The 23,533-nt window shown below is 66.8% G+C and carries 23 protein-coding genes and 1 tRNA gene; 14 read left to right on the forward strand and 10 right to left on the reverse strand.

Annotated elements, in window-relative coordinates; translation table 11 throughout:
* Nucleotides 1–5: 5 nt before the first annotated feature.
* Complete coding sequence (locus tag CGU34_RS02845; RefSeq protein WP_036295771.1) at nt 6–1,145, forward strand: alkaline phosphatase family protein; 1,140 nt, start codon at nt 6–8, stop codon at nt 1,143–1,145.
* Nucleotides 1,146–1,159: 14 nt separating this feature from the next.
* On the opposite strand, the gene sepH is transcribed toward CGU34_RS02845, so the two are convergent.
* The gene (gene sepH / locus CGU34_RS02850; RefSeq protein ID WP_036295769.1) at nt 1,160–2,149 is read right to left on the reverse strand and encodes a septation protein SepH; all 990 of its coding nucleotides are present in this window, start codon (nt 2,147–2,149) and stop codon (nt 1,160–1,162) included.
* A gap of 205 nt (nt 2,150–2,354) precedes the next feature.
* On the opposite strand from sepH, the gene CGU34_RS02855 reads away from it, so the two are divergent.
* The gene (locus tag CGU34_RS02855) at nt 2,355–2,645 is read left to right on the forward strand and encodes a DUF4193 domain-containing protein (protein WP_036295767.1); all 291 of its coding nucleotides are present in this window, start codon (nt 2,355–2,357) and stop codon (nt 2,643–2,645) included.
* Here the strand turns inward: CGU34_RS02855 and CGU34_RS02860 are convergent.
* On the reverse strand, nt 2,603–3,094 hold the full coding sequence (locus CGU34_RS02860) for a DUF3093 domain-containing protein (protein ID WP_036295766.1): 492 nt from the start codon (nt 3,092–3,094) through the stop codon (nt 2,603–2,605). The two genes, CGU34_RS02855 and CGU34_RS02860, sit on opposite strands and share 43 nt — an antisense overlap.
* Nucleotides 3,095–3,106: 12 nt before the next feature.
* Here CGU34_RS02860 and dut point away from each other — a divergent pair, with 12 nt between their 5' ends.
* The 5 genes from dut to dxs all read left to right on the forward strand — a co-directional run bounded on the left by dut (nt 3,107) and on the right by dxs (nt 10,037).
* Complete coding sequence (gene dut / locus CGU34_RS02865) at nt 3,107–3,568, forward strand: dUTP diphosphatase (protein ID WP_036295764.1); 462 nt, start codon at nt 3,107–3,109, stop codon at nt 3,566–3,568.
* Entirely contained in the window at nt 3,565–4,167 is a 603-nt protein-coding gene (locus tag CGU34_RS02870; protein WP_036295761.1) for a DUF3710 domain-containing protein, read from the forward strand. Before dut ends, CGU34_RS02870 begins: the two co-directional genes overlap by 4 nt.
* Nucleotides 4,164–4,949: a DUF3159 domain-containing protein gene (locus CGU34_RS02875; protein ID WP_036295758.1), complete on the forward strand. Its 786-nt coding sequence runs from the start codon at nt 4,164–4,166 to the stop codon at nt 4,947–4,949. Before CGU34_RS02870 ends, CGU34_RS02875 begins: the two co-directional genes overlap by 4 nt.
* A gap of 179 nt (nt 4,950–5,128) precedes the next feature.
* Nucleotides 5,129–7,963, forward strand: a complete 2,835-nt coding sequence (locus tag CGU34_RS02880) for an aconitate hydratase (RefSeq protein WP_100813174.1) — start codon at nt 5,129–5,131, stop codon at nt 7,961–7,963.
* Between the two features lie 109 nt (nt 7,964–8,072).
* The gene (dxs, locus tag CGU34_RS02885) at nt 8,073–10,037 is read left to right on the forward strand and encodes a 1-deoxy-D-xylulose-5-phosphate synthase (protein WP_100813175.1); all 1,965 of its coding nucleotides are present in this window, start codon (nt 8,073–8,075) and stop codon (nt 10,035–10,037) included.
* Nucleotides 10,038–10,181: 144 nt separating this feature from the next.
* On the opposite strand, the gene CGU34_RS02890 is transcribed toward dxs, so the two are convergent.
* The 4 genes from CGU34_RS02890 to CGU34_RS02905 form a co-directional block, all read right to left on the reverse strand.
* Nucleotides 10,182–12,323: a 3-hydroxyacyl-CoA dehydrogenase NAD-binding domain-containing protein gene (locus CGU34_RS02890; protein WP_100813223.1), complete on the reverse strand. Its 2,142-nt coding sequence runs from the start codon at nt 12,321–12,323 to the stop codon at nt 10,182–10,184.
* Nucleotides 12,324–12,328: 5 nt separating this feature from the next.
* Nucleotides 12,329–13,534 (reverse strand): thiolase family protein, encoded by a 1,206-nt coding sequence (locus CGU34_RS02895; protein ID WP_100813176.1) that lies wholly within the window; start codon nt 13,532–13,534, stop codon nt 12,329–12,331.
* 72 nt (nt 13,535–13,606) lie between these two features.
* The gene (locus CGU34_RS02900) at nt 13,607–14,788 is read right to left on the reverse strand and encodes a ribonuclease D (RefSeq protein WP_269800285.1); all 1,182 of its coding nucleotides are present in this window, start codon (nt 14,786–14,788) and stop codon (nt 13,607–13,609) included.
* Between the two features lie 40 nt (nt 14,789–14,828).
* Nucleotides 14,829–15,452, reverse strand: a complete 624-nt coding sequence (locus CGU34_RS02905; RefSeq protein WP_269800286.1) for a DUF3000 domain-containing protein — start codon at nt 15,450–15,452, stop codon at nt 14,829–14,831.
* 25 nt (nt 15,453–15,477) lie between these two features.
* Here CGU34_RS02905 and CGU34_RS02910 point away from each other — a divergent pair, with 25 nt between their 5' ends.
* Nucleotides 15,478–16,692, forward strand: coding sequence for an alpha/beta hydrolase family protein (locus CGU34_RS02910; protein WP_100813177.1), 1,215 nt, complete (start codon nt 15,478–15,480; stop codon nt 16,690–16,692).
* Here the strand turns inward: CGU34_RS02910 and CGU34_RS02915 are convergent.
* The 3 genes from CGU34_RS02915 to CGU34_RS02925 are packed head-to-tail and all read right to left on the reverse strand — an operon-like array spanning nt 16,664 to nt 18,784.
* Complete coding sequence (locus CGU34_RS02915) at nt 16,664–17,392, reverse strand: dihydrofolate reductase family protein (RefSeq protein WP_100813178.1); 729 nt, start codon at nt 17,390–17,392, stop codon at nt 16,664–16,666. The two genes, CGU34_RS02910 and CGU34_RS02915, sit on opposite strands and share 29 nt — an antisense overlap.
* On the reverse strand, nt 17,389–17,841 hold the full coding sequence (locus CGU34_RS02920; protein ID WP_051513017.1) for a SufE family protein: 453 nt from the start codon (nt 17,839–17,841) through the stop codon (nt 17,389–17,391). The genes CGU34_RS02915 and CGU34_RS02920 overlap by 4 nt, the downstream gene beginning before the upstream one ends.
* A gap of 37 nt (nt 17,842–17,878) precedes the next feature.
* Nucleotides 17,879–18,784 (reverse strand): sulfurtransferase, encoded by a 906-nt coding sequence (locus CGU34_RS02925; protein WP_100813179.1) that lies wholly within the window; start codon nt 18,782–18,784, stop codon nt 17,879–17,881.
* A gap of 204 nt (nt 18,785–18,988) precedes the next feature.
* Here CGU34_RS02925 and zapE point away from each other — a divergent pair, with 204 nt between their 5' ends.
* The 6 genes from zapE to CGU34_RS02950 all read left to right on the forward strand — a co-directional run bounded on the left by zapE (nt 18,989) and on the right by CGU34_RS02950 (nt 23,236).
* The gene (gene zapE / locus CGU34_RS02930) at nt 18,989–20,020 is read left to right on the forward strand and encodes a cell division protein ZapE (RefSeq protein ID WP_100813180.1); all 1,032 of its coding nucleotides are present in this window, start codon (nt 18,989–18,991) and stop codon (nt 20,018–20,020) included.
* A gap of 181 nt (nt 20,021–20,201) precedes the next feature.
* Nucleotides 20,202–21,467: an ammonium transporter gene (locus CGU34_RS02935; protein ID WP_036295736.1), complete on the forward strand. Its 1,266-nt coding sequence runs from the start codon at nt 20,202–20,204 to the stop codon at nt 21,465–21,467.
* Nucleotides 21,468–21,559: 92 nt separating this feature from the next.
* Nucleotides 21,560–22,081: a type II toxin-antitoxin system PemK/MazF family toxin gene (locus CGU34_RS02940; protein WP_100813181.1), complete on the forward strand. Its 522-nt coding sequence runs from the start codon at nt 21,560–21,562 to the stop codon at nt 22,079–22,081.
* Nucleotides 22,082–22,216: 135 nt separating this feature from the next.
* Entirely contained in the window at nt 22,217–22,690 is a 474-nt protein-coding gene (locus CGU34_RS02945) for a hypothetical protein (protein ID WP_157811195.1), read from the forward strand.
* A 69-nt stretch (nt 22,691–22,759) separates the two neighbouring features.
* Nucleotides 22,760–22,885, forward strand: a complete 126-nt coding sequence (locus tag CGU34_RS17490; protein WP_269800287.1) for a hypothetical protein — start codon at nt 22,760–22,762, stop codon at nt 22,883–22,885.
* A gap of 9 nt (nt 22,886–22,894) precedes the next feature.
* Nucleotides 22,895–23,236 (forward strand): hypothetical protein, encoded by a 342-nt coding sequence (locus tag CGU34_RS02950; protein WP_100813183.1) that lies wholly within the window; start codon nt 22,895–22,897, stop codon nt 23,234–23,236.
* Between the two features lie 64 nt (nt 23,237–23,300).
* Here the strand turns inward: CGU34_RS02950 and CGU34_RS02955 are convergent.
* Nucleotides 23,301–23,373 (reverse strand) — tRNA-Val (locus tag CGU34_RS02955).
* Nucleotides 23,374–23,533: the final 160 nt, after the last annotated feature.

Here is a 23,533-nt window from a genome sequence, read left to right on the forward strand (position 1 = left end):
CCCCGATGTCTCTTATGCTACCGGCGGAGCCCGCTCACGCCCGGAGCCTCACCGCTCTGGTGCCGGATGTGGTGGCCTCGCTCACGTCCTCGTCGGGGACCGCGACGCTGCCGTCCGCACGCAGCGCGATCATGGTCGTGATCGATGGTCTCGGAGCCGCGAACCTGGCTGCGCGCGCCGGTCACGGCCGGTTTCTGACATCGGCGATGCGCAAGAAAGATGTCGCGCGTTCCGTCTTCCCGACCACCACCGCCGCCGCGTTGACGAGCCTCATGACCGGGAGCGACCCGGGGGCGCACGGCATCGTGGGATATCGCGTCCGCGTGCCCGGGACGGACGTGCTCGCGAACCAGCTGACGGGCTGGGAGTCCGATGGTCTCGATCCCGCCGTGTGGCAGCGCCGGCCGACGTTGTTCGAGACCGCGGCATCCGTCGGCGTCGAGGGCTTCGTCGTCAGTCGTGAAGAGTACCGCCACTCGGGATTCACGCGTGCGGCCTTCCGCGGCTCGACCTTCGACTCTGCGGCGTCGTTCGCCGACAGGCTCGCGCTCGCCCTCGAACACGCCACAGCAGGCGAAAACCGTCTCGTGTACGCCTACGCACCCGAGCTCGATTCGGCGGGACACCGGTACGGATGGGAGTCCGACGAGTGGATCGCGGCACTCGAGGAAGCGGATGGCGCGGTTCGTTCGCTCGCGTCAGGCCTGCCCGCCGACATCGGCGTGCTGGTCACGGCCGACCACGGGATGGTCGACGTACCCCGTACCGGTCACATTCTGCTGCGGGAGGGCGATGACCTGGTCGACGGCGTCGCCGCCATCGCCGGAGAGCCGCGGATGCTGCATCTCTACGCCGAGCCTGGCCACGAAGAATCAATGCTCGAGCGTTGGCGCGCCTCGGAGTCGAGTCGATCGTGGGTGTTCTCGCGCGACGAGGCCGTTGCGGCGGGACTCTTCGGCGAGGTCGACGCCGGGGTGCTGCCGCGGATCGGCGACGTGCTCGTCGCGGCGCGAGGTCGAGTGGCCTACTACGACGACCGACTCACGGATAAGGCGTCGCAGAGGATGATCGGGCAGCACGGTTCGCTGACATCGGCGGAAAGGATCGTCCCGCTCATCCGGCTCGGTGCGTACGCCCCGAACTGACCGACCTGATCTTCTTACTGGTCGCCGTCGCCGCGCGCGCCGAAGACGATCTCGTCCCACGACGGCATCGCATTGCGACCGCGTCGGCGACCCTGAGCGTCGGCGACGACCGTGTCTTCGCGCGGCTCGGCCGGGGCTGATTCGTCGTAACCGGGTTCGAGCGCGTCGAAGAGCGCGACGGGAGCGGCAGGAGCCGCGTTCTCTTCGGCCATCCCCGGAGCGCTCTCGCGCTGTCCGCGTCGACGCCGGAGCGCCTCGAGCAGGTCCGCGGTCTCGGCACTCGTGTTCGAAGTCTCGGTAGCGCGATTGACGGCAGCCTCGGAGGCCGCGGGGGCAGCGGACGGATCGAGGTCGCGACGGGGACCAAACGCGCCACTGTCGAACCGGGTGTCGTCCTTCATCGAGGGGGCGGAGTCGAGCGCGCGCAGCCGCGGGATCAGACCCTCGGGCAGGGATCCCTGACGGGAGAGCTGTTGGGCGTCCGCGTTGAGAGGCGAGAGAGCGCTACGCCGCGGATCAAAGGTCCAGCGGGCGTCGTGCTCGATATCCCCGACCTGGAACTGCAGTTTGACGATCCACCCTGACGGATCTTTCCAGCTCGACCAGCGCTCGCCTGCGGCGGCGACCTCGGCGAGCTTCGCCCGCATCGCGGCGCCGAACGTGGGCTGCGCCTCGGCATCGTCGACCGCGCCCAGCAGAACGGGCACAGCGAGGGCGAGACCGACGATGTGCTCGCGCTCCGCGAGAACGGGGCCTTCGTAGCGAATGACATCTTCGAGTCGAGCGCCGAGAAGCTGCGCCACCTCCTGCGCCGACAAACCCGAGCGAATCTGCGCCTGGATCTCGCGCGGGCTGGGTCGTGCGGCGCCCGATTCCGGCGCTGATTGGGCGCGACGAACCTCAGCGCGTAGGACATCATCGATCACCAGGGCGAATGTCTCGCCCGAGTCCGTCGCTACGATCAGTCGCTCATCCTCGGTGCGGATGACCTTGAGCTCTTTCATGCGACACGCCTTCTTCCGCGTTTCCGGTTCCGCCATCGTTACACGCGTGCGGGGTGGTCCCGGGAATATCCAGCGCGCGCCGCCCGTTTGCCTCCGAGCGGATGTCGAATCGCAGCATTTGCTAAATGCTCTGCGGTGATGCAAACTAGCGCCGCCTGTTCGGCACCGCTCCACTGCACGCAATGAAAGAAGTGACCTAAACCCCATGGCTACGGACTACGACGCTCCCCGCAAGACCGACGACGACAGTGAGTCGATCGAGGCCCTGAAGGAGCGCGTTCCCGACAAGCTTTCCGGTGCCGTCGATGTCGAGGATGCCGACAACCCCTCGGGCTTCGAATTGCCGGGCGCCGACCTCTCGGACCTCGAGTTGGACGTCGTCGTGTTGCCGCCTCAGGAGGACGAGTTCACCTGCGTGAACTGCTTCCTGGTGAAGCACCGCTCACAGGTCGATCACGAAGACTCGGTCGGACTCATCTGCCGCGACTGCGCGTAATCACGCGCCCGGTTGATCGCCGCCGCGAGGCGGTCGGGGGTGCGGGTCGAGATGACCCACGAGACGACAGGGTCGTCCGGATCCTCGAGCGGGATGACCACGAGTCCGTCGATCCCGCCCCGGATGACGAGCCACGAATCGCGGTCGAGTCCCGGTCCGCGAGCGTTTCGCGCTTCGTCGCCCAAGAAGGCGACCGGGGCACCGAGCCACTCGACCCCGATGCGCGCACGCCCGGCGCGGAGCACACCCTCGCGCACCTCGACGACGGGCGATAGGGCGACGAGCGCGGCGATGATCAGTGCCCCGACGGCGGCACCGGTGATAAGCGCGAGCGTCGGGTCGAGCGGTGCGAGAACGAGCGCCGCCATCGGACCGACGACCGCGGCGGACACCAAAATCAGTAGCGAGGGCGTGAGCCGCTCGCGATACTCCGTACGTTGCTTCTGCATTACCCTCGATGAGTGACCGATTCCGTGGACGTTCTCATTATCGCTCCAGAACCTCCGACCTACGCTCACCCCGGTGACGCCGGCGCCGATCTGGTCTCTGCTGATTCGCTTCGATTGGCCCCTGGCCAGCGTGCCCTCGTCGGAACGGGCGTCTCGATCGCGTTGCCCGACGGTTATGTCGCCTTTGTCGTGCCGCGCAGCGGCCTGGCTACCAAGCACGGCATCACGATCGTCAATTCCCCGGGCACGGTCGATGCCGGATACCGGGGCGAGATCAAGGTGACTCTGTTGAACACGGATGCTTCCGAGCCCTACGACATCGCCGTGGGCGACCGCATCGCACAGCTCATCGTCATGCCTGTGAGTCGGGCGAACTTCATCCCGGTCGAGACACTCCCCGAGAGTGTCCGCGGCGAAGGCGGGTTCGGTTCCACCGGCTACCAGGCACCTCAAGCACAGGAGGTCGGCGCATGAGCGACGACGGCACGACCGCAGACCCGGCGGCCAAGTCCGCACCCGCCGACCGTGCGACCGGCGGCCCATTCGACGAATCCGAAGCGAATCCCGTTCGCCCGTACATCGACCTGGGTGGCATCAAGGTGCTGCCGCGCGAGGGTTTGAACCTGCGTCTCGAGATCGAAGAGCAGTCCAAGCGCATCGTCGCGGTCGGGCTCGATTACGCCGGATCGACGTTGCAGGTGCAGCCGTTTGCGGCGCCCCGCACCGGCGGCCTGTGGCACGAGACCCGTGCGCAGATCCGCGAGCAGGTTCGCCAGCAGGGTGGGCGTGTCGAGGAGCGCGAAGGTCCGCTCGGCCCTGAATTGCTAGCCGAAGTGCCCGTCATCGCCGGCGCGGAGGGAACGTCGGGCAAGCGCCTGGCGCGGTTCGTGGGTGTGGATGGGCCTCGGTGGTTCTTGCGCGGCGTGATCGGCGGGGCCGGTGCATCCGATATCGAGGCAGCGGCGCAGGTCGAGGACCTCTTCCGGTCCATCGTCGTCGTCCGTGGCGGAACGCCGATGCCGCCGCGCGAGTTCATTCCGCTGAAGATGCCCGCGACCCCGGGTTCGGCGTGACCGACCCGCAGTCCGCACCACGGGATCCTGCTTCGGGCGGGGATCCCGCGCTGACGACGCCGCCGCCGGCTTCGGAGGCGCTCGGCTCAGCCCTCGCCGGGGCCGCACGTCGCGCCGGCCTCGACCCGAGCGCAGACCGATCGACCGGCCATGTGGTGTGGCATGCGATGGGCGGATGGCGGGGGATCGTCGAAGCCGTCGTTCCCGGCGTGGTGTTCATTGCCGTCTACACACTGACGATGGATGCCGAGACGGGCGACGGTGACCTGTTCTGGTCTCTCGGCCTCTCCGTCGGGATCGCGGCTCTCTTCACGATTGCGCGGCTCTTCGCGCGCCAGCCCGTGACCTCCGCCGTCAGTGGCCTGCTCGCGGTCGTGGTTGCGGCGGCGTTCGCGATCTTCACGGGCGAGGCGAGCAACAACTTCATCCCGGGCTTCATCACGAACGCGCTCTACGGCGCGGCCTTCTTGATTTCGGCATTCGCGGGATGGTCGATCATCGGCCTTGCCGTCGGGTTCCTGATGGGGGAGGGTACGGCCTGGCGGCGCGACCGCCGCAAGCGGCGCGCTTTCTTCTGGCTCGCCATCGCATGGGCAGCACTTTTTGCCGCGCGTCTGCTCGTGCAGTTCCCGCTATACCTCGCTGACAACGTCGCGGCTCTCGGCACGCTCAAGCTCGTCATGGGCATTCCCCTGTTTGCGCCGCTCCTCGCAGTGAGCTATCTGGTCGTGCGAGCGCTCTATCCACCCGCGCCGAAAGAAGACGTCTCCGAGCCCGTGTGACACAGGGGTTCGCGCCGCAGTCGGTGGTACGATTTATCTCGACATCAAGATAAATCGACCCCCTTCCCCCTTGTCGCTCAGCGGCGCACACTGGTAAGGGTCGCCTTGCTAGCCCCGCCCGGAACGCCCCGGGAAGATGGAGGCCGGTGAGTGGTCAGCTACCTGAAGGAGACGGCATCGTGGCATCGGTCAACAGCTTCGGAGCGCAAAGCACTCTGACGGTCGGGGGAACCGACTACGAGATCTTCCGGCTCGACGCGGTCGAGGGGTACGACAAGCTCCCGTTCAGCCTGAAGGTGCTGCTCGAGAACCTGCTTCGCACCGAGGACGGTGCGAACGTCACGCGTGCGCAGATCGAAGCGCTCGGATCTTGGAACGCCGCGGCCGAGCCCGACACCGAGATCCAGTTCACGCCCGCTCGCGTCGTGATGCAGGACTTCACGGGTGTGCCCTGCATCGTCGACCTCGCCACCATGCGTGAGGCCGTCACGACGCTCGGCGGAAACCCCGACAAGATCAACCCGCTCTCGCCCGCCGAGATGGTCATCGACCACTCGGTCATCGCCGACCTCTTCGGCTCCGAGAACGCGCTGGAGCGCAACGTCGAGATCGAGTACGAGCGCAACGGTGAGCGTTACCAGTTCCTCCGCTGGGGCCAGACGGCGTTCCACGACTTCAAGGTCGTTCCTCCCGGAACCGGAATCGTCCACCAGGTCAACATCGAGCACCTCGCCAAGGTCATCTACGACCGCACGGTCGATGGCGTGCTGCGCGCCTACCCCGACACCTGTGTCGGTACGGACTCCCACACCACGATGGTCAACGGCCTGGGCGTGCTCGGCTGGGGTGTCGGTGGCATCGAGGCCGAGGCCGCGATGCTGGGGCAGCCCGTGTCGATGCTGATCCCGCGCGTCGTCGGCTTCAAGCTCACCGGCGAGATCCCGGCCGGCGTGACGGCGACGGACGTCGTCCTCACGATCACCGACATGCTGCGCAAGCACGGTGTCGTCGGCAAGTTCGTCGAGTTCTACGGCGACGGTGTCGGCTCGGTACCGCTCGCCAACCGCGCCACCATCGGAAACATGAGCCCGGAGTTCGGTTCCACCGCGGCGATATTCCCGATCGACGACGTCACGATCGAGTACCTGCGCCTGACCGGGCGCGACGAGCAGGCGGTCGCCCTGGTTGAGGCGTACGCCAAGGAGCAGACGCTCTGGCACGACGCGTCCCGCGAGCCCGCGTTCAGCGAGTACATGGAACTCGACCTGTCGACGGTCGTCCCTTCGATCGCCGGCCCCAAGCGCCCGCAGGACCGCATCCTGCTCTCGGAGTCGAAGGCGCAGTTCCAGAAGGACATCCTCAACTACGCGACCGCCTCGACCTCGGAGTCGATCGTCGACCTCGAGTCACAGGGCTCGTTCCCGGCCTCCGACCCGGGCGGGGCGCCCGGCGAAGAAGAGACCGAGACGCACGACGTGCACATCTCCAGCGGGGGACAGCACGCCGCGTCCAACCCGGTTCGCATCACGCCCGCCGAGGGCTCGCCCTACATGATCGACAACGGTGCTGTCACTCTCGCGGCGATCACGTCGTGCACCAACACGTCCAACCCGTCGGTCATGATCGCCGCGGGGCTCCTCGCACAGAAGGCTGTCGAAAAGGGCCTGAAGAGCAAGCCGTGGGTGAAGACCACGCTCGGCCCCGGGTCGAAGGTTGTGACCGACTACTACGAGAAGTCCGGACTCGATAAGTCGCTCGAGGCGCTCGGTTTCTACACCGTCGGCTATGGCTGCACGATCTGTATCGGCAACTCGGGCCCACTCATCGAAGAGGTCTCGGCCGCGATCAACGACCACGACCTGGCCGTCACAGCCGTGCTGTCCGGCAACCGCAACTTCGAGGGCCGCATCAGCCCCGACGTGAAGATGAACTACCTCGCGTCGCCGCCGCTCGTCGTGGCGTACGCCCTCGCCGGTTCGATGAACTTCGACTTCGAGACCGACGCGCTCGGCAAGGACTCGTCGGGACAGGATGTCTTCCTGAAGGACATCTGGCCTGCACCCGACGAGGTGCAGGAGGTCATCGACCACTCGATCTCGCGCGAGCAGTTCATCACGCAGTATGCGACGGTCTTCGAAGGCGACGAGCGCTGGAAGAACCTGCCGACGCCGACCGGCCCCGTGTTCGAATGGGACGAGGACTCGACGTACGTTCGCAAGGCGCCGTACTTCGATGGCATGACGATGGAGCTGACCCCGGTCAGCGACATCCAGGGCGCTCGTGTCATGGCGACCCTCGGCGACTCGGTCACGACCGACCACATCAGCCCGGCCGGAAACATCAAGATCGGAACGCCGGCCGCGAAGTACCTCGAGCAGCACGGTGTGCGCCAGAAGGACTTCAACTCGTACGGCTCGCGTCGTGGCAACCACGAGGTCATGATCCGCGGCACGTTCGCGAACATCCGTCTGAAGAACGCGCTCGTCAGCGCCGTCAACGATGGCGCGGTCGTCGAGGGCGGTTACACCCGTGACTTCACGCAGCCCGGTGGCCCGCAGTCGTTCATCTACGACGCCAGCGAGAACTACGCCGCTCAGGGCACGCCCCTGGTGATCTTCGGCGGCAAGGAGTATGGGTCCGGCTCATCGCGTGACTGGGCGGCCAAAGGCACGAGCCTGCTGGGCGTCAAGGCCGTCATCACCGAGAGCTTCGAGCGCATTCACCGCTCGAACTTGATCGGAATGGGCGTCGTTCCCCTGCAGTTCCCCGCGGGGGAGAGCTGGGAGTCGCTGGGACTCGACGGCACCGAGATCGTCTCGATCACCGGGCTCGAGAAGCTGAACGAGGGCGTTACGCCCAAGACGGTCACCGTCACGGCGACTCCGAGCGAATTCTCGGCCGAGGGCAAGGCGGCAGTCGAGTTCGAGGCCGTGGTCCGCATCGATACCCCCGCTGAGGCCGACTACTACCGCAATGGCGGCATCCTCCAGTACGTGCTGCGTTCGCTGGTCTGACCGGAGCATCCGGCGAGCGGCGGGCCGGCGATCCGCCAGCGTCCCGTCCGCTCGCCGGGCACCGAGCTAGACTTTCGAGAGGGCCGCGCACGCCCGCGAAGGGAGTGGCATGGGTCTGTTGGAGACGATTTCGAGTCCGCGCGATCTCGACGCGCTCACGGTCGAACAGCTCGCCGAACTCTCGGCCGAGATCCGCACGTTCCTCATCGAGAACGTGTCCCGGACGGGTGGGCACCTCGGTCCGAACCTGGGCGTCGTTGAGCTGACCGTCGCGCTGCACCGCGTCTTCGATTCGCCGAACGACCCGATCATCTTCGACACGGGCCACCAGTCCTACGTGCACAAACTGCTCACCGGGCGCCAGGATTTCGACGGGCTTCGCACCCGCGGCGGCCTCGCCGGTTACCCGCAGAGGTCCGAGAGCGAGCACGATGTCGTCGAGTCCTCCCACGCCTCGAGCTCACTCAGCTGGGCCGACGGCGTCTCGCGGGCGCTGACCCGCACGGGTCGTCGCGATCGTCATGTCGTCGCCGTCGTCGGCGATGGTGCCCTGACCGGTGGCATGACATGGGAGGCGCTCAACAACATCTCCGATGACAATGATCGCAACCTGGTGATCATTGTCAACGACAACGGTCGCTCGTATGCGCCGACGATCGGCGGCATGGCGCGATATCTGAATCGCGTTCGCACCAACGAGGCATACCAGACGCTGTACCGCTCGTCCGGGTCGTTCTTCTCCCGTCTCGGCCCCGCGGGTCGCGCGATGTACCGCGGTCTCCGTGGCGGTGCGCACGGCTTCCTCTCGCGGTTCGCCAACAACGCGGCGCTGTACTCGAATCTCGACATCAAGTACCTCGGCCCGGTCGACGGGCACGACCTCGAGACCCTCATCGAAACTTTGCGTCTCGCGAAGGAGTACGGCGCGCCGGTCATCGTCCACGCGATCACCGAGAAGGGTCAGGGCTTCGAGCCTGCTCGCAACGACGAGGCTGACCAGTTCCACGCGGTGGGTCGTATCGACCCGCTGACGGGTGTGACGCTCGGTGGCGAAGCCGCGACGGCGTGGACGGATGTCTTCTCCGACCAGCTGGTCAAGATCGGCGACGAGCGCGAAGACGTCATCGCGATGACGGCGGCGATGCTCCGTCCGGTCGGACTGCTGCCGTTCGCCCAGAAGTACCCCGATCGTGTCTATGACGTCGGCATTGCCGAGCAGCACGCCGTCGCCTCGGCGGCGGGGCTCGCGTACGGCGGGCTGCACCCGGTGGTCGCGATCTACGCAACGTTCATGAACCGCGCGTTCGATCAGGTGATGATGGATGTCGGCCTGCACCGTGCGGGCGTGACCTTCGTGCTCGACCGGGCCGGCGTGACGGGCCCCGACGGCCCGAGCCACCACGGCATCTGGGATCTGGCGATGCTGCAGCTCGTGCCGCATATCCGCATCGCCGCCCCGCGAGACGCCGCTCGGCTGCGCGAAACGCTCGACGAGGCCGTTGCGGTCGACGACGCCCCCACGGTCGTGCGCTTTCCGAAGGGTGAGGTCGGAGCGGACCTGCCCGCCCTCGAGCGGCTGGCCGATGGGACGGATGTCCTCGCGCGCGGCGCGAGCGAAGATGTTCTACTCGTGGGTATCGGACCCATGGCGCACATCGCGATGGACGTCGCCGAGCGTTTGGCGGCTCAGGGCATCGGGGCGACGGTGATCGATCCGCGCTGGGTCGTCCCCGTTACGCCGTCCGTTGTCGAATTCGCGTCCCGCCACCGCCTCGTCATCACGATCGAGGACGGCATCCGCGTCGGCGGTATCGGCACTCGGATTCGCCAGGTGCTGCGTGAGGCCGGGGTAGACACCGCGGTCGACGAGCTCGGTCTGCCCGACGAGTTCATCCCGCACGCATCCCGCGCTCAGATCCTGGCCGATGCGGGGCTCACCGCACCGAAGATCGCCCAGGACGTCGTGTCCCAGGTGCTCGGCACGCGAATCCCCGTGGCGCGCCAGCCCGAGGACCAGCCGGTGTGGCTCAGCGACGTTCGTCTGCGCGAGCGGGACGACACGCGCGGCGCCTGATCCGCCATTGCGTACAGCTGGTCGCTTCGACAAGCTCAGCGACCGTGCGGCCGCTCACGCTCCCTGAGCCTGTCGAAGCGAGCTGCCGGCCCCATGACGAAGAGGGCCCGAACTGCACGGTTCGAGCCCTCTCCGTTTCCGCGATTAGCGCGAGCCGATGCCGCGGATGGGCGGCTGGTGGAATGTCGCACCGAACGCGCTCTCGGAGGCCCCGACCCGATCGAGGTAGGGCGATGCCCCGCCGTCGATGAAGGGCCAGGCGGCGCCCAGGATCAGGCACAGGTCGATGTCTTCGACCTCGGGCACGACGCCCTCATCGAGCATGATCTTCATCTCCTGCGCGAGGCCCGTCTGCACCCGGTTCAGGATCTCGTCCTCGGAGACCGGAGAGGATGCCGTCACGAGCACCTTCTGCGCGGCCTTCGTCCATCCCGTGACCTTGCCGTTCTTGTCCTTCTCCACGAGCTCGGGCAGCTCCGCGAGCTGATGGAAGTTCTCGGACGCGAAGTAGCGCTCCGGGAAAGCCGCGGCCATCGTGTCCTGCACGTGCGCCGCGACCTTCCATCCGACGAGGTCAATCAGCTGGAAGGGCGACATCGGCAGACCGAGCGGCGCGAAGGCCTTCTCGACCGTGAGCAGAGGCGTTCCCTCGTACACGGCGCGTGCGGCCTCACCCATGACCTTCGCGAGAAGCCGGTTGACGACGAAGCCGGGCGCGTCCGCGGTGAGCACCGCGTTCTTGCCGAGGCCCTTTGCGACGACGAAAGCGGTCGCGAGCGCAGCATCCGCCGTCGCGTCGATCCGCACAATCTCGATGAGCGGCATGACAGCGACCGGGTTGAAGAAGTGGAACCCGACCAACCGCTCCGGATGCTGCAGCTTCGACCCGATCTCGGCGACCGACAGCGACGAGGTGTTGGTCGCGAGGATCGCGTCGTCGGCGACGACGGCCTCGATCTCGGCGAACACCTGCTGCTTGACGCCGACCTCTTCGAAGACGGCCTCGATCACGAAGTCACAGTCGGCGTACTCGGACTTGTCGGTCGTGCCGCGCACCAGGCTCCGCAGCTTGTTCGCTGCGTCGCCGTCCAGCCGGCCCTTCGCCTCGAGCTTGCCGATCTCGTCATGGATGTGCGCCACGCCCTTATCGACGCGAGACTGGTCGAGGTCGGTGATCAGGACCGGAACCTGGAGCTTGCGGACGAAGAGCAGAGCGAACTGGCTCGCCATCAGACCGGCACCGATGATGCCGACCTTGGTGACGGGCTTTGCGAGCGCCTTGTCCGGTGCCCCGACGGGACGCTTCGCGCGCTTCTGCACGAGATCGAACGCGTACATCGACGCCGCGAACTGGTCGCCCGCGATCAGGTCGGCCAGAGCCTCGTCTTCGCGCGCGAACCCCTCCGCCTTGGTGCCGGACTTCGCCTTGTCGAGCAGGTCGAGGGCGACGTAGGGCGAGCGGGGCACGGTGCCGATGCGGCTCTCGAGCATGTTGCGCGCCATCTTGATGGCGATCGGCCACTTCGTGAGCCGCTCCATCTTGCCCGGCTCGTTCTTGCGCGAGACCTTGACCGAGCCCGAAAGCACGCCGTCGGCCCAGCGGAGGGAGTTTTCGAGGTAGCTGGATGCCGGGAAGATCGCATCCATGATCCCGAGATCGAACGCCTGCTGCGGCTTGAGCATGCGGTTCTGCTTGAGCGGGTTGGAGATGACGACCTCGAGGGCGTTCTCGATACCGATCAGGTTCGGGAGCAGGTACGCGCCACCCCATCCGGGAATCAGGCCGAGGAACACCTCGGGCAGCGCGATCGCTGCGGCCGAGGCATCCACGGTCCGATACGTCGAGTTGAGCGCGATCTCGAGTCCGCCGCCGAGCGCGAGCCCGTTGACGAATGCGAAGCTCGGCACCCCGAGTTCAGACAGGCGTCCGAGGGTCTGGTGCCCCCGCTGAGCGATCAGCAGGGCGATCTCACGCGACGGGAGCTTCGAGACCTCGGACAGGTCTGCGCCGGCGGCCAGGATGTAGGACTTGCCGGTGATGCCGACGGCCTGGATCTCACCGTCTGCCGCACGCTTCGCGAGACCCGAGAGGGTCTCGTCGAGCGCGGCAAGAGTAGCGGGTCCCAGGGTGTTGGGTCGGGTGTGATCGCGGCCGTTGTCGAGCGTGATCAGGGCGAGCACTTTGCCGCTGGCCAGGCGCACGTCGCGGACGATGGAGCTCGTGACGACCTCGTCGGCGCTGAGCGCCTCGAGGGGGGAGAAATCGATCGAGTCGTAGTTGGTCATTCCGATCACTTCCGCTTCTTGCCGTCGTAGAAGGGGTTCTCCCAGATGACGGACCCACCCTGTCCGAGCCCCACGCACATGGCCGTCAGGCCGTATCGCACGTCGGGACGCGTCTTGAATTGCGCGGCGAGCTGGATCATGAGGCGGACACCGGATGCCGCGAGCGGGTGTCCGACCGCGATCGCACCACCCCAGGGGTTCACGCGCGGGTCGTCGTCCGCGACGCCGAAGTGATCGAGGAGCGAGAGGACCTGGATGGCGAAGGCCTCGTTCAATTCGAACAGGCCGATGTCGTCGATCGTCAGCCCGGCCTTCTTGAGCGCCTTCTCGGTCGAGGGGACCGGCCCGATGCCCATGATTTCGGGCTGCACGCCGGCGAAAGCGAAAGACACGAGCTTCATCTTGGGCTCGAGGCCGAGTTCCTTCGCGGCCGCACCGCCCGCGAGCAGGCTGACGGTCGCGCCATCCGTCAGGGGGGATGCCGTCCCGGCCGTGACGCGGCCGTGGGGACGGAAGGGGGTCTTCAGGGCGGCGAGCCCCTCCATGGTGGTCTCGGGACGACGTCCCTCGTCCTCGGTTGCGAGGCCCCATGCTCCGTCCGCGTTCTTGATGGCAACGGGTACGAGGTCGGGCTGGATGACGCCGGCGTCGTATGCCGCCTGTACCTTGTGCTGGCTCAACATTCCGAAGCGGTCCGCGCGCTCTTTGGTGAGGTGCGGGAAACGATCGTGGATACGCTCGGCGGTCACACCCATGTTGAGGGCGTCTGCCGACACAAGCTTCTCTGTGAGGAATCTCGGGTTCGGGTCGGCGCCGATACCGAGGGGGTGACGGCCCATGTGCTCGACACCACCCCCGATCGCGAGGTCGTACATGCCGATGCCGATGCCACCCGCGAGCGTCGTGACGCTCGTCATCGCCCCCGCACACATGCGGTCGATCGCGAATCCGGGTACCGACTGCGGTAGGCCCGCGAGAATCGCGGCGGAACGACCGAGTGTCAGCCCCTGGTCGCCCTGCTGGGTGGTGGCCGCGATGGCCACGTCGTCGATTCGCTCACCCGGTACGTCGGGGTTGCGCTCCATCAGACCGATCATCGCCTTCACGATGAGGTCGTCGGCGCGGGTATTCCAGTACATGCCCTTTTCGCCGGCGCGCCCGAACGGGGTACGCACACCATCGACGAAATAGACGTCCGAGTTCACGGCCACACTGCCTCCAGATTTGGGGTTTTCTTCAGCCTACGAACGTGCCCGAGGCGACCCGAATCGGTTGGTCCGAATCTACGAAGCGTCTTCCTCAGGCTCCGCGGGCGGTTGTGCCGCAGCAACAAAGGCTTCGGCAATAGCCTGTGCAGTCTCTTCAACTTGCCAGGCACGTGCGCCCAACGACCGGAGCGCCGAACCGATGTTCTCCGCGTCGGCGGGGTCCGGCGGCGTCCAGGCGACGCGGCGCAGCAAATCGGGCGTCAGCAGGTTCTCGACGGGCATCCCGAGTTCGGTTGCGATCTCCTCGACCGCGGGACGCGCGGCCTTGAGTCGGGCGTCGGCCTCGGGGTTCCGATCGGCCCACGCGCGCGGGGGAGGAGGCCCTTCGCCGGGCACCCGTTCAACCGGCAGTACGGACTCGGCGCGGCCACGTTCGAAAGCAGCCCACCAACGATCGAGCTGGTTGCGGCTCGCGCGGCCCGTGAACTCTTTCAGAGCGGCCAACGCCTGCTTGGTGGACGGATCGGCGATGACGGCGGCCACGATCGAGCGATCCGGCAGAAGTCGTCCGGGGGAGGTGTCTACCTCTTGCGCGTAATCTTCACGGGCCTGCCACAGTTCGCGCGCCACGGCGAGCGAACGCCGACCACGTACGGTGTGCAACCCGCTGAGGCGGCGCCACGGATCTTCGCGCGGTGGGCGCGCGGGACGATCGAGGACCGCCTGGAACTCTTCTTCCGCAATCGCGGTCTTGCCCTGCTCGGCCAGCTCCGCCACGAGGGCATCCCGGACATCGATCAGGTGAAGCACATCCAGGGCCGCGTACTCGAGCCACGACTCGGGAAGAGGCCTCGTCGACCAGTCTGCCGCCGAGTGCGCCTTCGCCAGGGTGATGCCGAGAACGTCCTCGACGACGGCGCCGAGACCGACCCGCTCGCGCCCGAGCAGGCGGGACGCCAGCTCGGTGTCGAAGATGCGGGGCGGCACGAGTTCTGCCTCGCGCAGCGAGGGGAGGTCCTGGCTCGCGGCGTGCAGCACCCACTCCTCGGAACCGATGGCATCCTGCAACGGCGAGAGATCACCGACGGCGGGCGGATCGATCAGGTGCAGTCCGCCATCCCGGCGGAAGACCTGAATCAGGTAGGCGCGCTGTGAGTATCGAAACCCCGATGCCCGCTCAACGTCGACCGCCACCGGCCCGTGACCCTGCGCGAGCATTGCGGATGCCTCGGCGAGACCCTCGGGTGTGTCGATCACACGGTGAACGGAGGGCGTTGGGGCGCTTACACTCACCGGTTCAGTCACGTGCCGCCCTGTCGTTCGCGGCGAATCTGTGTGCCGCGAGAAGTTCGATGTTCTCCGAGCCCGGAGGTAGGCCCGCAAGCATGCAGAGTAGCTCAGCCCACGCTTCGATGTGCGCGGTGAGGTCGCCGGGTTCGGGTGACCACGACGCGCGCAACTCGATCTGAGCCCCGTCGCCCTCGTCTTCCAGCCCGCCGAAGCCCTTGGACAGAATCTTCGTGGCGGTACCGGATGCCGCCGCGTAACGCGCGTCGCGGGAGTCGAGCGCGTCGACGAGCCACGACCAGGTCACATCCGCCAACATCGGATCGATACCGATGTCGGTTTCGAGCGGAGCCTGTGCGAAACACACGATGCGCAGTGGTCCGCCCCATGCGGCGGGCTCCGCGGGATCGTGCAGAAGGATCAGCCTGCCCGTGCCGTACGGAGAGTCGGCGGCGTGATCCTGCTGACGCACATCTCCGGACAGCGCGATCGCCTCGGGCGCAAGACCCTGGGGCGCCGGTATCTCGCGCACCGTCAGGTCGTCACGGAACAGCGTTCCGCGCACGTCCGCCACAGCGCGTTCGAAGAGTGGCGATAGCGGCGGGACGCCGGAGTCGGGGGGATCGGCGATCACGTCGACAGACTAGAGTGGGGCCTCGATGATCACCCCTAGGCGCGCCGCGCGCGCGAACGGACGCATAGCTGTAGCCCTCCGGATCGTATCGGCGATCCTGACGGGATCGCTCGTCACGCTGGGGGTCGCTTCCGCCTTCGTCGCCTCTCGGCTGGCGCGCCGCGTGGTGACACCCGCCGCACGGCTGGCGGACACACGCATCCTTTCGCTCGACACCGCGGCCCAGACGATCACGCTGTCGCGCAACCCCGACACGTCGTTGCCGGGCCGCTACGGCCTCTTCACCTCGGGAACCGAGAGCTATCTCAAGCTCGGCACGGTGCTGGCAGAGACCGACACGGCCGTCACCCGCAAGCTGCTCACCCATATCGACGGCGACGCGCGGCTGGATGCCGACGCCGCCTTCAGCGGCTGGTACTTCGACCGTCCCGAGCAACTCCAGCTTCCGTTCACGAACGAGGTCATCGGCACCGCGATCGGACCGTGCCCCGCCTGGCTCTTCCCGGCCGCCGAAGACACGGGTCGCTGGGTCGTTCAGATCCACGGACGCGGTTCGGCACGGTCCGAGGCACTGCGTGCGGTTCCCGTTTTTCACGATCTCGGATACACGTCGCTTGCGGTGTCCTATCGCAACGACGGAGAGGCGCCGCGCAGCAAGCAGGGCACCTACACACTCGGGGCGACCGAATGGCGAGACGTCGACGCCGCGGTCGCCTTCGCCATCCGTCGGGGTGCGCGAGAGATCATCCTGATGGGCTGGTCGATGGGGGGCCAGATCGCGCTTCAACTCGATCTCAACTCGGCTCATCGCGAGAAGATCGTGGGGCTCATCCTCGAGTCGCCGGCGATCGACTGGTCAGAGGTGCTGCGTTACCAGGCGGGTCTGTTGCACGTTCCGAAGCCCGTCATCTCTTTCGCCCTGGGCGCTCTCTCGTCCGACTGGGGAGCACCCGTGCGCGGGCCGGGGGAGCGAATCCCGCTGGATCGACTCGACATCGTCAGCCGCGCCCACGAGCTGAGGCATCCGATCCTCGTCCTCCATAGCGACGAGGACGGGTTCGTGCCCTCGGGCGGCTCGCACGCCCTTGCGCTCGCGCGGCCGGACCTCGTAACGCTCGAGGTGTTCAATACGGCCCGGCACACCAAGCTCTGGAACTACGACCAGGAGCGTTGGTCGCACGCCATCACCGATTGGGTCGAGGCGTTGGACGTCAAGACCGCCGCAGGCGCAGGTAGCTGAAACCGGCCTCATCCACCAGCATCCCCGCGACGGATGCCTGGGCGCCATCCGTGACACGGATGAACGGGCTCGGGGCGGGCCCCACGACGGGCGTCACCGTTACGCAGAGCTCATCGATCATCCCTGCCTCGACGAACCGTGAGGCGAGGGTGGGTCCACCTTCGCAGACGGCGCGATCGAGACCGTGATCGCGCAGAGCGTCGAGAATGGCGCGCGGATCGAGGTCGTCGCCACCGGGCACGGCCACGATCTCGGCGTCGATCCCCTGCGCATCGCGCTCTGACGCGACGGCTGATGCGCGCGCGGCCGGGCAGACCAGCAGGATGCGTCCCGTGCGACCGTCCTCGGCATCCAGCCGATGTCCGTCCAGACGACCCGTCGCGGTGACGATCGCCAGCGCCGCCGAACGGGGTGCGAGGTAGCCCTCGGCCCGGACAGTCGATGCGCCGACCACCACGACATCCGCGGCCGCCCGGATGATTCCGAGAATTGCACGGTCGACCTGACTGGTGAGGGTTTCGCTCGTTCCGTCCGAACCAACGGCGGACCCCGTGAGGCTCGTGATCATGTTCAGACGCACGCGGTTGCCCGCTGCGGGTGCGTAGACGGTCTCGAGCCACGCGCGCCCGGCGGGTGTCGAGACATCCGCTTCCGCCAGGGTGCGGGGAAGCAACTCGGTCACCAGCACGGGCGTGCTCATGCCGCGAGTCGGGCGCGCACCTGGCGCTTGGCGCGGATCAGCATCCCCGTCATCCCGGCGATGCGCAGCGGCGAGACCGCCCGCGTGAGCCCGATGCTCTGCGGGAAGTCGTCGGGGATGGCCAGCATCTCTTCGGGTGTGAGGCCCGTGATGCCCTGCACGAGGATGCTGGCGAAGCCGCGTGTCGTCGGGGCCTCGCGGGGTGCCGTCGCGTGCATCGCGACACGTCCGTCGTCGTCGATGTCGAGAATGATGTAGACCGGCGACTGGCACTCCGCGACGCGCTCGGCGAGCTCGGGATGTCCGTCGTACTTTTCCGGCACCGCGGGCAACTCGTTCGAGAATTCCAGGAGGAGCTGAAGGCGCTCGGATTCGGGAAGCTCGAGAAAGTCCTCGCGGATCTCGGCGAGTGTTTCCGGCAAGGTGTCGGGAAGGTTGTCATCGCCCATCCCGAAAGTCTGCCACGCGTGCGTCGGAGGCAGTCGATCAGGAACGCGCGGGCACCTCTCCGGGCTCGGCGCCCGTGACGATCGGCACACGCACGGCGCTGCCCCACTCGGTCCAGGAACCGTCGTAGTTACGAACGTCGTCGAACCCCAGCAGGTGCTTGAGGACGAACCAGGTGTGGCTCGAACGCTCGCCGATGCGGCAGTAGGCAACGACCGAGTCGCCCGGGGTCAGCCCCGCACCCGCGAGGTAGACGTCCTCGAGCTCGGCGCGGGAGCGGAAAGTCCCGTCTTCGGCGACGGCCTTCGCCCACGGCACGCTCTGCGCCGACGGGATGTGTCCGGCCCGCAGCGCGCCCTCCTCGGGGTACGCGGGGGCCGAGGTGCGCTCGCCCGAGTACTCCTCCGGTGAGCGGACGTCGATGAGCGGGTTGCCGAGGTGTGCGAGGACGTCCTCTTTGTACGCGCGGAGCGTCGAGTCGTCGCGCTCGACGACCGGGTACTCCGTCGGCGCGACGGCCGGGGCATCCGTCGTGATGGGGCGACCCTCGGCGATCCAGCGATCGCGACCACCGTCGAGCAGGCGCACGTCCTCGTGCCCGAACAGCGAGAACACCCAGAGTGCATAGGCCGCCCACCAGTTGTTCTTGTCGCCGTAGATCACGATCGTGTCGTCACGGCTGATGCCCTTGCGGCTGAGCAGCTCCGCGAATCCCGCGCCATCGAGGTAGTCGCGCACGACCGGATCGTTCAGCTCGGTGTGCCAGTCGACCTTGACCGCGCCCGGAATGTGGCCGGTCTCGTAGAGCAGCACATCTTCGTCCGACTCCACCACGACGAGTCCGGGCTGCCCCAGACGCGACTCGAGCCAGTCGCCGGTGACGAGACGTCCGGGGTTCGCATACTCCTGGAACTTGGGGTTCGACGCGTCGGTCTCGGTGGTCATCTGATGTCTCCTGTGTCTCGGTGCGGGCGCCCACCGCTTCTCGGGGGCGGGCGGTCGCGGTGACGGGGATAGGGTTGATTCCGTCCTCAAGAACCCTAGAACGGCTCGCGGGGACGTGCATTCCCAACGTCCGTATATGACATGTCTCGGTGTCTGATACATCCCGTCGCGCGGGCGCCTCTCACCACACACCTCAAGGACCGGATGTCTGCTTCGACCGCCACAGGCATCGTCCACCTGTCCGACCGCGAACCCGCGCTTTCGGGCGCTGAGATGGTTTCGCACCTGGTTCCGCCGCCGCAGTTCAATGAGGCGACATTCGACACCTATCGGGTCGATCCGGACTACCCGTCCCAGCAAGAGGCCAAAGAAACGCTGATCGCCTTCGCGGGGCTTGCTGAGACGCCGAAGCGTGGCGGGTTCTTCTCGCGAGCGAAGAAGCTCCCCGACGTGAAGCCCGGCGTTTATCTCGATGGTGGCTTCGGTGTCGGCAAGACCCACCTTCTCGCCGCGATCTATCACGGGATGCGCGCGCGCAGGAAGTACTTCGGTTCGTTCATCGAGTACACGGCGCTCGTCGGCGCGATGGGGTACAAGAACACCGTCGAGCTGTTCCGCGGTGCGGACCTGCTGTGCATCGACGAGTTCGAACTCGACGATCCGGGCGACACCATGGTCATGACGCGCCTGCTTGGCGAGCTCGTGGCATCCGGCACCAAACTCGCCGCGACCAGCAACACGCCGCCGAACGCTCTGGGGGAGGGGCGCTTCGCGGCGCAGGACTTCCTGCGCGAGATCCATGCGATGGCGGCGAGCTTCCAGACGATCCGCATCGACGGTGTCGACTACCGACAGCGCAAACTCGACGGGCACGCCGAGGTTCTCACCGAGGGCGCCTACGAGTCGGCGGTCGCGGATGCTTCGCGCACCGGTGTTGTGTCCGACGATGACTTCGAAGCTCTGGTGGCGCATCTGGCTCGCGTCCACCCCTCGCGCTACATACGCCTGATCGAAAACGTGAACGTCGTAGGACTGCGAAACGTCGCGCCGTTCACCGACCAGTCGGCTGCACTACGGTTCGTCGCGTTCATCGACCGCGTGTACGACGCGCAGCTTCCGATCCGCGCGACCGGCGCCGCTCTCGACACGGTTTTCCCCGACGAGATGCTCGCGGGCGGGTACCGGAAGAAGTATCTGAGGGCCGTTTCGCGCCTCATTGCCTCCACCGCGGCATAAATACGGGCCCCTGGGGGCTGATTCACCGATTCCTGGAAGATCTGCGAAACGCGATGTTTACCGGGGGGCCTGTTGCGTAACGTGCCCGAAACATCGATTCCACCGCGGCCGTAACCATCTCTGTCCAGACTGGGGACACCCGACGCTACAACTGCGTCCCTGCAGAGAGGTTCACTTCGAGATGGATCAAGGAAACACCGCATTCATCCTGATATCGGCAGCGATGGTTCTGTTGATGACTCCAGGACTCGCTTTCTTCTATGGCGGTCTGGTCAAGGCAAAGAGCGTCATCAGCATGATGATGATGAGCTTCGGAGCGCTGGGCCTTATCGGCGTGCTCTGGGTGCTCTTCGGATACGCCATCGCCTTCCCGGGCGCTGAGGGCATCGTCGCACCGTGGTCGATCGACTGGTCGGCTCTGGGACTTTCGAGCCTGCTCGAGACTCCTGAGGACGCCGCCTACCCGCCCCTCGCATTCGTTGCGTTCCAGGCGACGTTCGCCATCATCACCGTCGCGCTCGTCTCGGGAGCTATTGCCGACCGCGCGAAGTTCGGCGCGTGGATGGTATTCGCGGGCATCTGGGCGACGATCGTCTACTTCCCGGTCGCGAGCTGGGTGTTCAACTTCGGCCTCGGCGATGAGGGCTTCACCTACGGCGGTTGGACCACCTTCGGTATGCAGGAATGGTTCGGAGTCGGCGTGATCGACTTCGCCGGTGGCACCGCGGTGCACATCAACGCCGGTGCGGCCGCTCTCGCGCTCGCGCTGGTTCTCGGCAAGCGTGTCGGCTTCCAGAAGGGCGTCCACGTCCCTCACAACCCGCCGTTCGTCCTCCTGGGCGCGGGCCTGCTGTGGTTCGGATGGTTCGGATTCAACGCGGGCTCCGAGCTCGCTGCTGACGGCACCGCCGCGCTGGTCGTCGTCAACACGATCGCGGCTCCTGCCGCGGCACTGCTGGCCTGGCTCGTGGTTGAGAAGATCAAGGACGGCAAGCCGACCTCGGTCGGTGCCGCGTCTGGCGCTGTCGCGGGTCTCGTCGCGATCACCCCGGCCTGTGGTTCGCTCGATCCCGTCTGGGCCATCGTGCTCGGCGTCGTCGCCGGTGCGGTCTGCGCCCTGGCGGTCGAACTGAAGTTCAAGTTGGGCTTCGATGACTCGCTCGACGTCGTGGGTATCCACCTCGTCGGTGGTCTCATCGGAACGCTCTACCTCGGCTTCTTCGCCAACGGCAGCGGCCTGTTCATGGGTGGCGACGGAACGCAGCTGATGGTTCAGGCGATCGCTGCCTTCGCCGTCATGATCTACTCGTTCGTTCTCGCCTACATCATCGGCTTCGCCATCCAGAAGACGATGGGCTTCCGCGTCAAGAACGAGGACGAGATCGCCGGTATCGACACCATGGTGCACGGTGAAGAGGGCTACGTCCTCGCTGACACCAAGGCCTGACATTCGGGTCTGACACACAGCACGATCCGGAGGGGCGTCGGGAGAAGTCGCGGCGCCCCTTCGGCGTGCCCGGCGGTCGGTAGAGTTCCCGAATGACGGAGCGCAGAGGCATCCTGGGCGCCCTCGGGCGTCTTTTTCGTCGTCCCACGGTGCGAACCGGGTCGCGCCATGTGCGGACGGCGGATGCAAGCCCGGGAAGCGCGGGGCGATACGCGACGCGGGCCGTGGCGCCGCCCCGCAAGCTGGTGTTGACGTATGCGCCGGATTCGGACGGAGCGCCCGACGCCGGCGAGATCGTCTGGACGTGGGTGCCCTACGTCGAGAACGACGGCCGCGGCAAGGACCGGCCCGTGCTGGTGATCGCGCCCGCATCGGGGGACTGGGTCTACGCCGTGCGGTTGACGGGCACACCGCGCGATGGCGATTCGGGCTACCTGGCGATGGGAGCGGGGCCGTGGGATTCGCGCGGACGGCCCTCGTGGCTCGACCTCGGAAAGATCTACGTCGTCCATGCGCAGGGGATGCGTCGCGAGGCAGCGGCGCTGGACCGCGCTCGTTTCGCGAAGGTCGCATCGGCGTTGCGTTCGCGCTATGGCTGGACGATCCCGAAGTAACTGCTCCGGTCGCTGTGCGTCGGGGATCCGTCCGGCGTCGGAGCATCCGGAGAGCTCTTGTCCGACTCCGGCCGAATTACCGACTCTCGCCGAAGACGTGCGCCCCGTAGTCTCGTGACAACCGATCGGGGAAAAGTGACACCTGAACGCCGCGCGCAGCGCACCGTCCCACGAGCTTTCTTCGTCGCCTTCGGTGGTGTGGTGGCCGTTCTTCTGGCGTCTTTCGGGGCGCTCGCGCTATCGCAGGTTCCCGGTGAGGTGTACATCCGTCTTCCCGGCAGATGGGGTGCCGGCCCCGATCTCGGCTCTCTGCCTGCGCTCCCCGTCGCGTTCCTTCTGTTCCTGGGCGCGATTTCAGCTGCCGGCTGGGCCCTGTTCGTCGGAACGGCACCGTGGCGTTACCGGCGCCTGATGGTCTGGTTCCCGCCCGTCGCTTACCTGGTGATCATGACGGCGGCGCTCGTGCTGTTCATCGTCGATGACCCCACCGACACGGGACGGATCTTCGTCGTGGTGTTGTCGATCCTGCTCCTGTCGCTCTTCACATTGGGTGTCACAAAATTGCCTCCGTCTGGGGCGAGGCAGGCGGAGGCAGGTTCGAGCATCTGAGCCTGAGCGCAGCTCAGTTCGGCAGTCACGGATTGTCCCGGTCGACCAAGCTGAGGGAGGACGTCCACGATGAAAGCCCGGATAGTCGTTGCATGGTCGGCCGCACTCGGCCTGCTGGTTATCGGCGCGGTGGGCGTTGCCGTCACCTATGGCGCGTGGACCGCATGTGCGGGCGACCAGACAACCGAGCTGTGACTGCGGGCGATGGATCAGCCGAGCCACCTCGGCGCCCTGCAGCTGCTCTGGTTGTTGGCCGTCGGATGGTGCGCAGCAGCGGTTGCTGTCGCGCGCCGCGGCGCCGCACGGGTTCTCGCCACCAGCGCCCTGTTGCTCGTGATCGTGATGAACTACGCGACCGAGTACCTGCTGTGGCTCGGGTTCGCCGGAGGGCACTGGGATGTGCCGCCGGGAACTGGCTACACGCAAGCCCTTGCGTACATTGCCGCGGCGGCCTTGAGCGTAGCGGCAGCTGTGCTCTCGGGGCGGGCGTCCGGCGTGTATGGCCGTCGTTCCTCCGTCGAGCGAGAGGCCGGCGCTCCGTTGTAGCGATTACCTCGGATGCGAACGCAAAAACCCCCGGCGAACCGGGGGCCGAGCGGTGCTGATTGTGTGGGCGATGCCGGACTCGAACCGACGACCTCTTCCGTGTGAAGGAAGCGCGCTACCAACTGCGCCAATCGCCCAAGACCCTGAGGGCCGGTTCACGATGATACCGGATCGCGGCAGTCGCAACGGCACGCGCACACGGCCCACGCGGTGCGAATCGCGCGGCGACACGCGTGGGACGGTGCTGGTTTGTCGAGGCGTCAACGATCAGCTAAAGTCATTGAGGCGCCCCGCACG

Source organism: Microbacterium lacus (assembly GCF_002812805.1).
In the GTDB taxonomy this organism is placed as follows: domain Bacteria; phylum Actinomycetota; class Actinomycetes; order Actinomycetales; family Microbacteriaceae; genus Microbacterium; species Microbacterium lacus_A.

Bases quoted from the DNA above. Each gene is read 5' to 3' on its own strand.
- CGU34_RS02855 (WP_036295767.1), top strand. From the start codon at position 2,355: ATGGCTACGGACTACGACGCTCCCCGCAAGACCGACGACGACAGTGAG.
- CGU34_RS02920 (WP_051513017.1), bottom strand. From the start codon at position 17,841: ATGGGCGATGACAACCTTCCCGACACCTTGCCGGAAACACTCGCCGAG.
- zapE (WP_100813180.1), top strand. From the start codon at position 18,989: ATGTCTGCTTCGACCGCCACAGGCATCGTCCACCTGTCCGACCGCGAA.
- CGU34_RS02950 (WP_100813183.1), top strand. From the start codon at position 22,895: ATGGATCAGCCGAGCCACCTCGGCGCCCTGCAGCTGCTCTGGTTGTTG.
- CGU34_RS17490 (WP_269800287.1), top strand. From the start codon at position 22,760: ATGAAAGCCCGGATAGTCGTTGCATGGTCGGCCGCACTCGGCCTGCTG.
- CGU34_RS02870 (WP_036295761.1), top strand. From the start codon at position 3,565: ATGAGCGACGACGGCACGACCGCAGACCCGGCGGCCAAGTCCGCACCC.
- CGU34_RS02925 (WP_100813179.1), bottom strand. From the start codon at position 18,784: ATGACCACCGAGACCGACGCGTCGAACCCCAAGTTCCAGGAGTATGCG.
- CGU34_RS02890 (WP_100813223.1), bottom strand. From the start codon at position 12,323: ATGACCAACTACGACTCGATCGATTTCTCCCCCCTCGAGGCGCTCAGC.
- CGU34_RS02915 (WP_100813178.1), bottom strand. From the start codon at position 17,392: ATGAGCACGCCCGTGCTGGTGACCGAGTTGCTTCCCCGCACCCTGGCG.
- CGU34_RS02940 (WP_100813181.1), top strand. From the start codon at position 21,560: ATGACGGAGCGCAGAGGCATCCTGGGCGCCCTCGGGCGTCTTTTTCGT.
- CGU34_RS02935 (WP_036295736.1), top strand. From the start codon at position 20,202: ATGGATCAAGGAAACACCGCATTCATCCTGATATCGGCAGCGATGGTT.
- CGU34_RS02860 (WP_036295766.1), bottom strand. From the start codon at position 3,094: ATGCAGAAGCAACGTACGGAGTATCGCGAGCGGCTCACGCCCTCGCTA.
- dxs (WP_100813175.1), top strand. From the start codon at position 8,073: ATGGGTCTGTTGGAGACGATTTCGAGTCCGCGCGATCTCGACGCGCTC.
- sepH (WP_036295769.1), bottom strand. From the start codon at position 2,149: ATGAAAGAGCTCAAGGTCATCCGCACCGAGGATGAGCGACTGATCGTA.
- CGU34_RS02845 (WP_036295771.1), top strand. From the start codon at position 6: ATGTCTCTTATGCTACCGGCGGAGCCCGCTCACGCCCGGAGCCTCACC.
- CGU34_RS02910 (WP_100813177.1), top strand. From the start codon at position 15,478: ATGATCACCCCTAGGCGCGCCGCGCGCGCGAACGGACGCATAGCTGTA.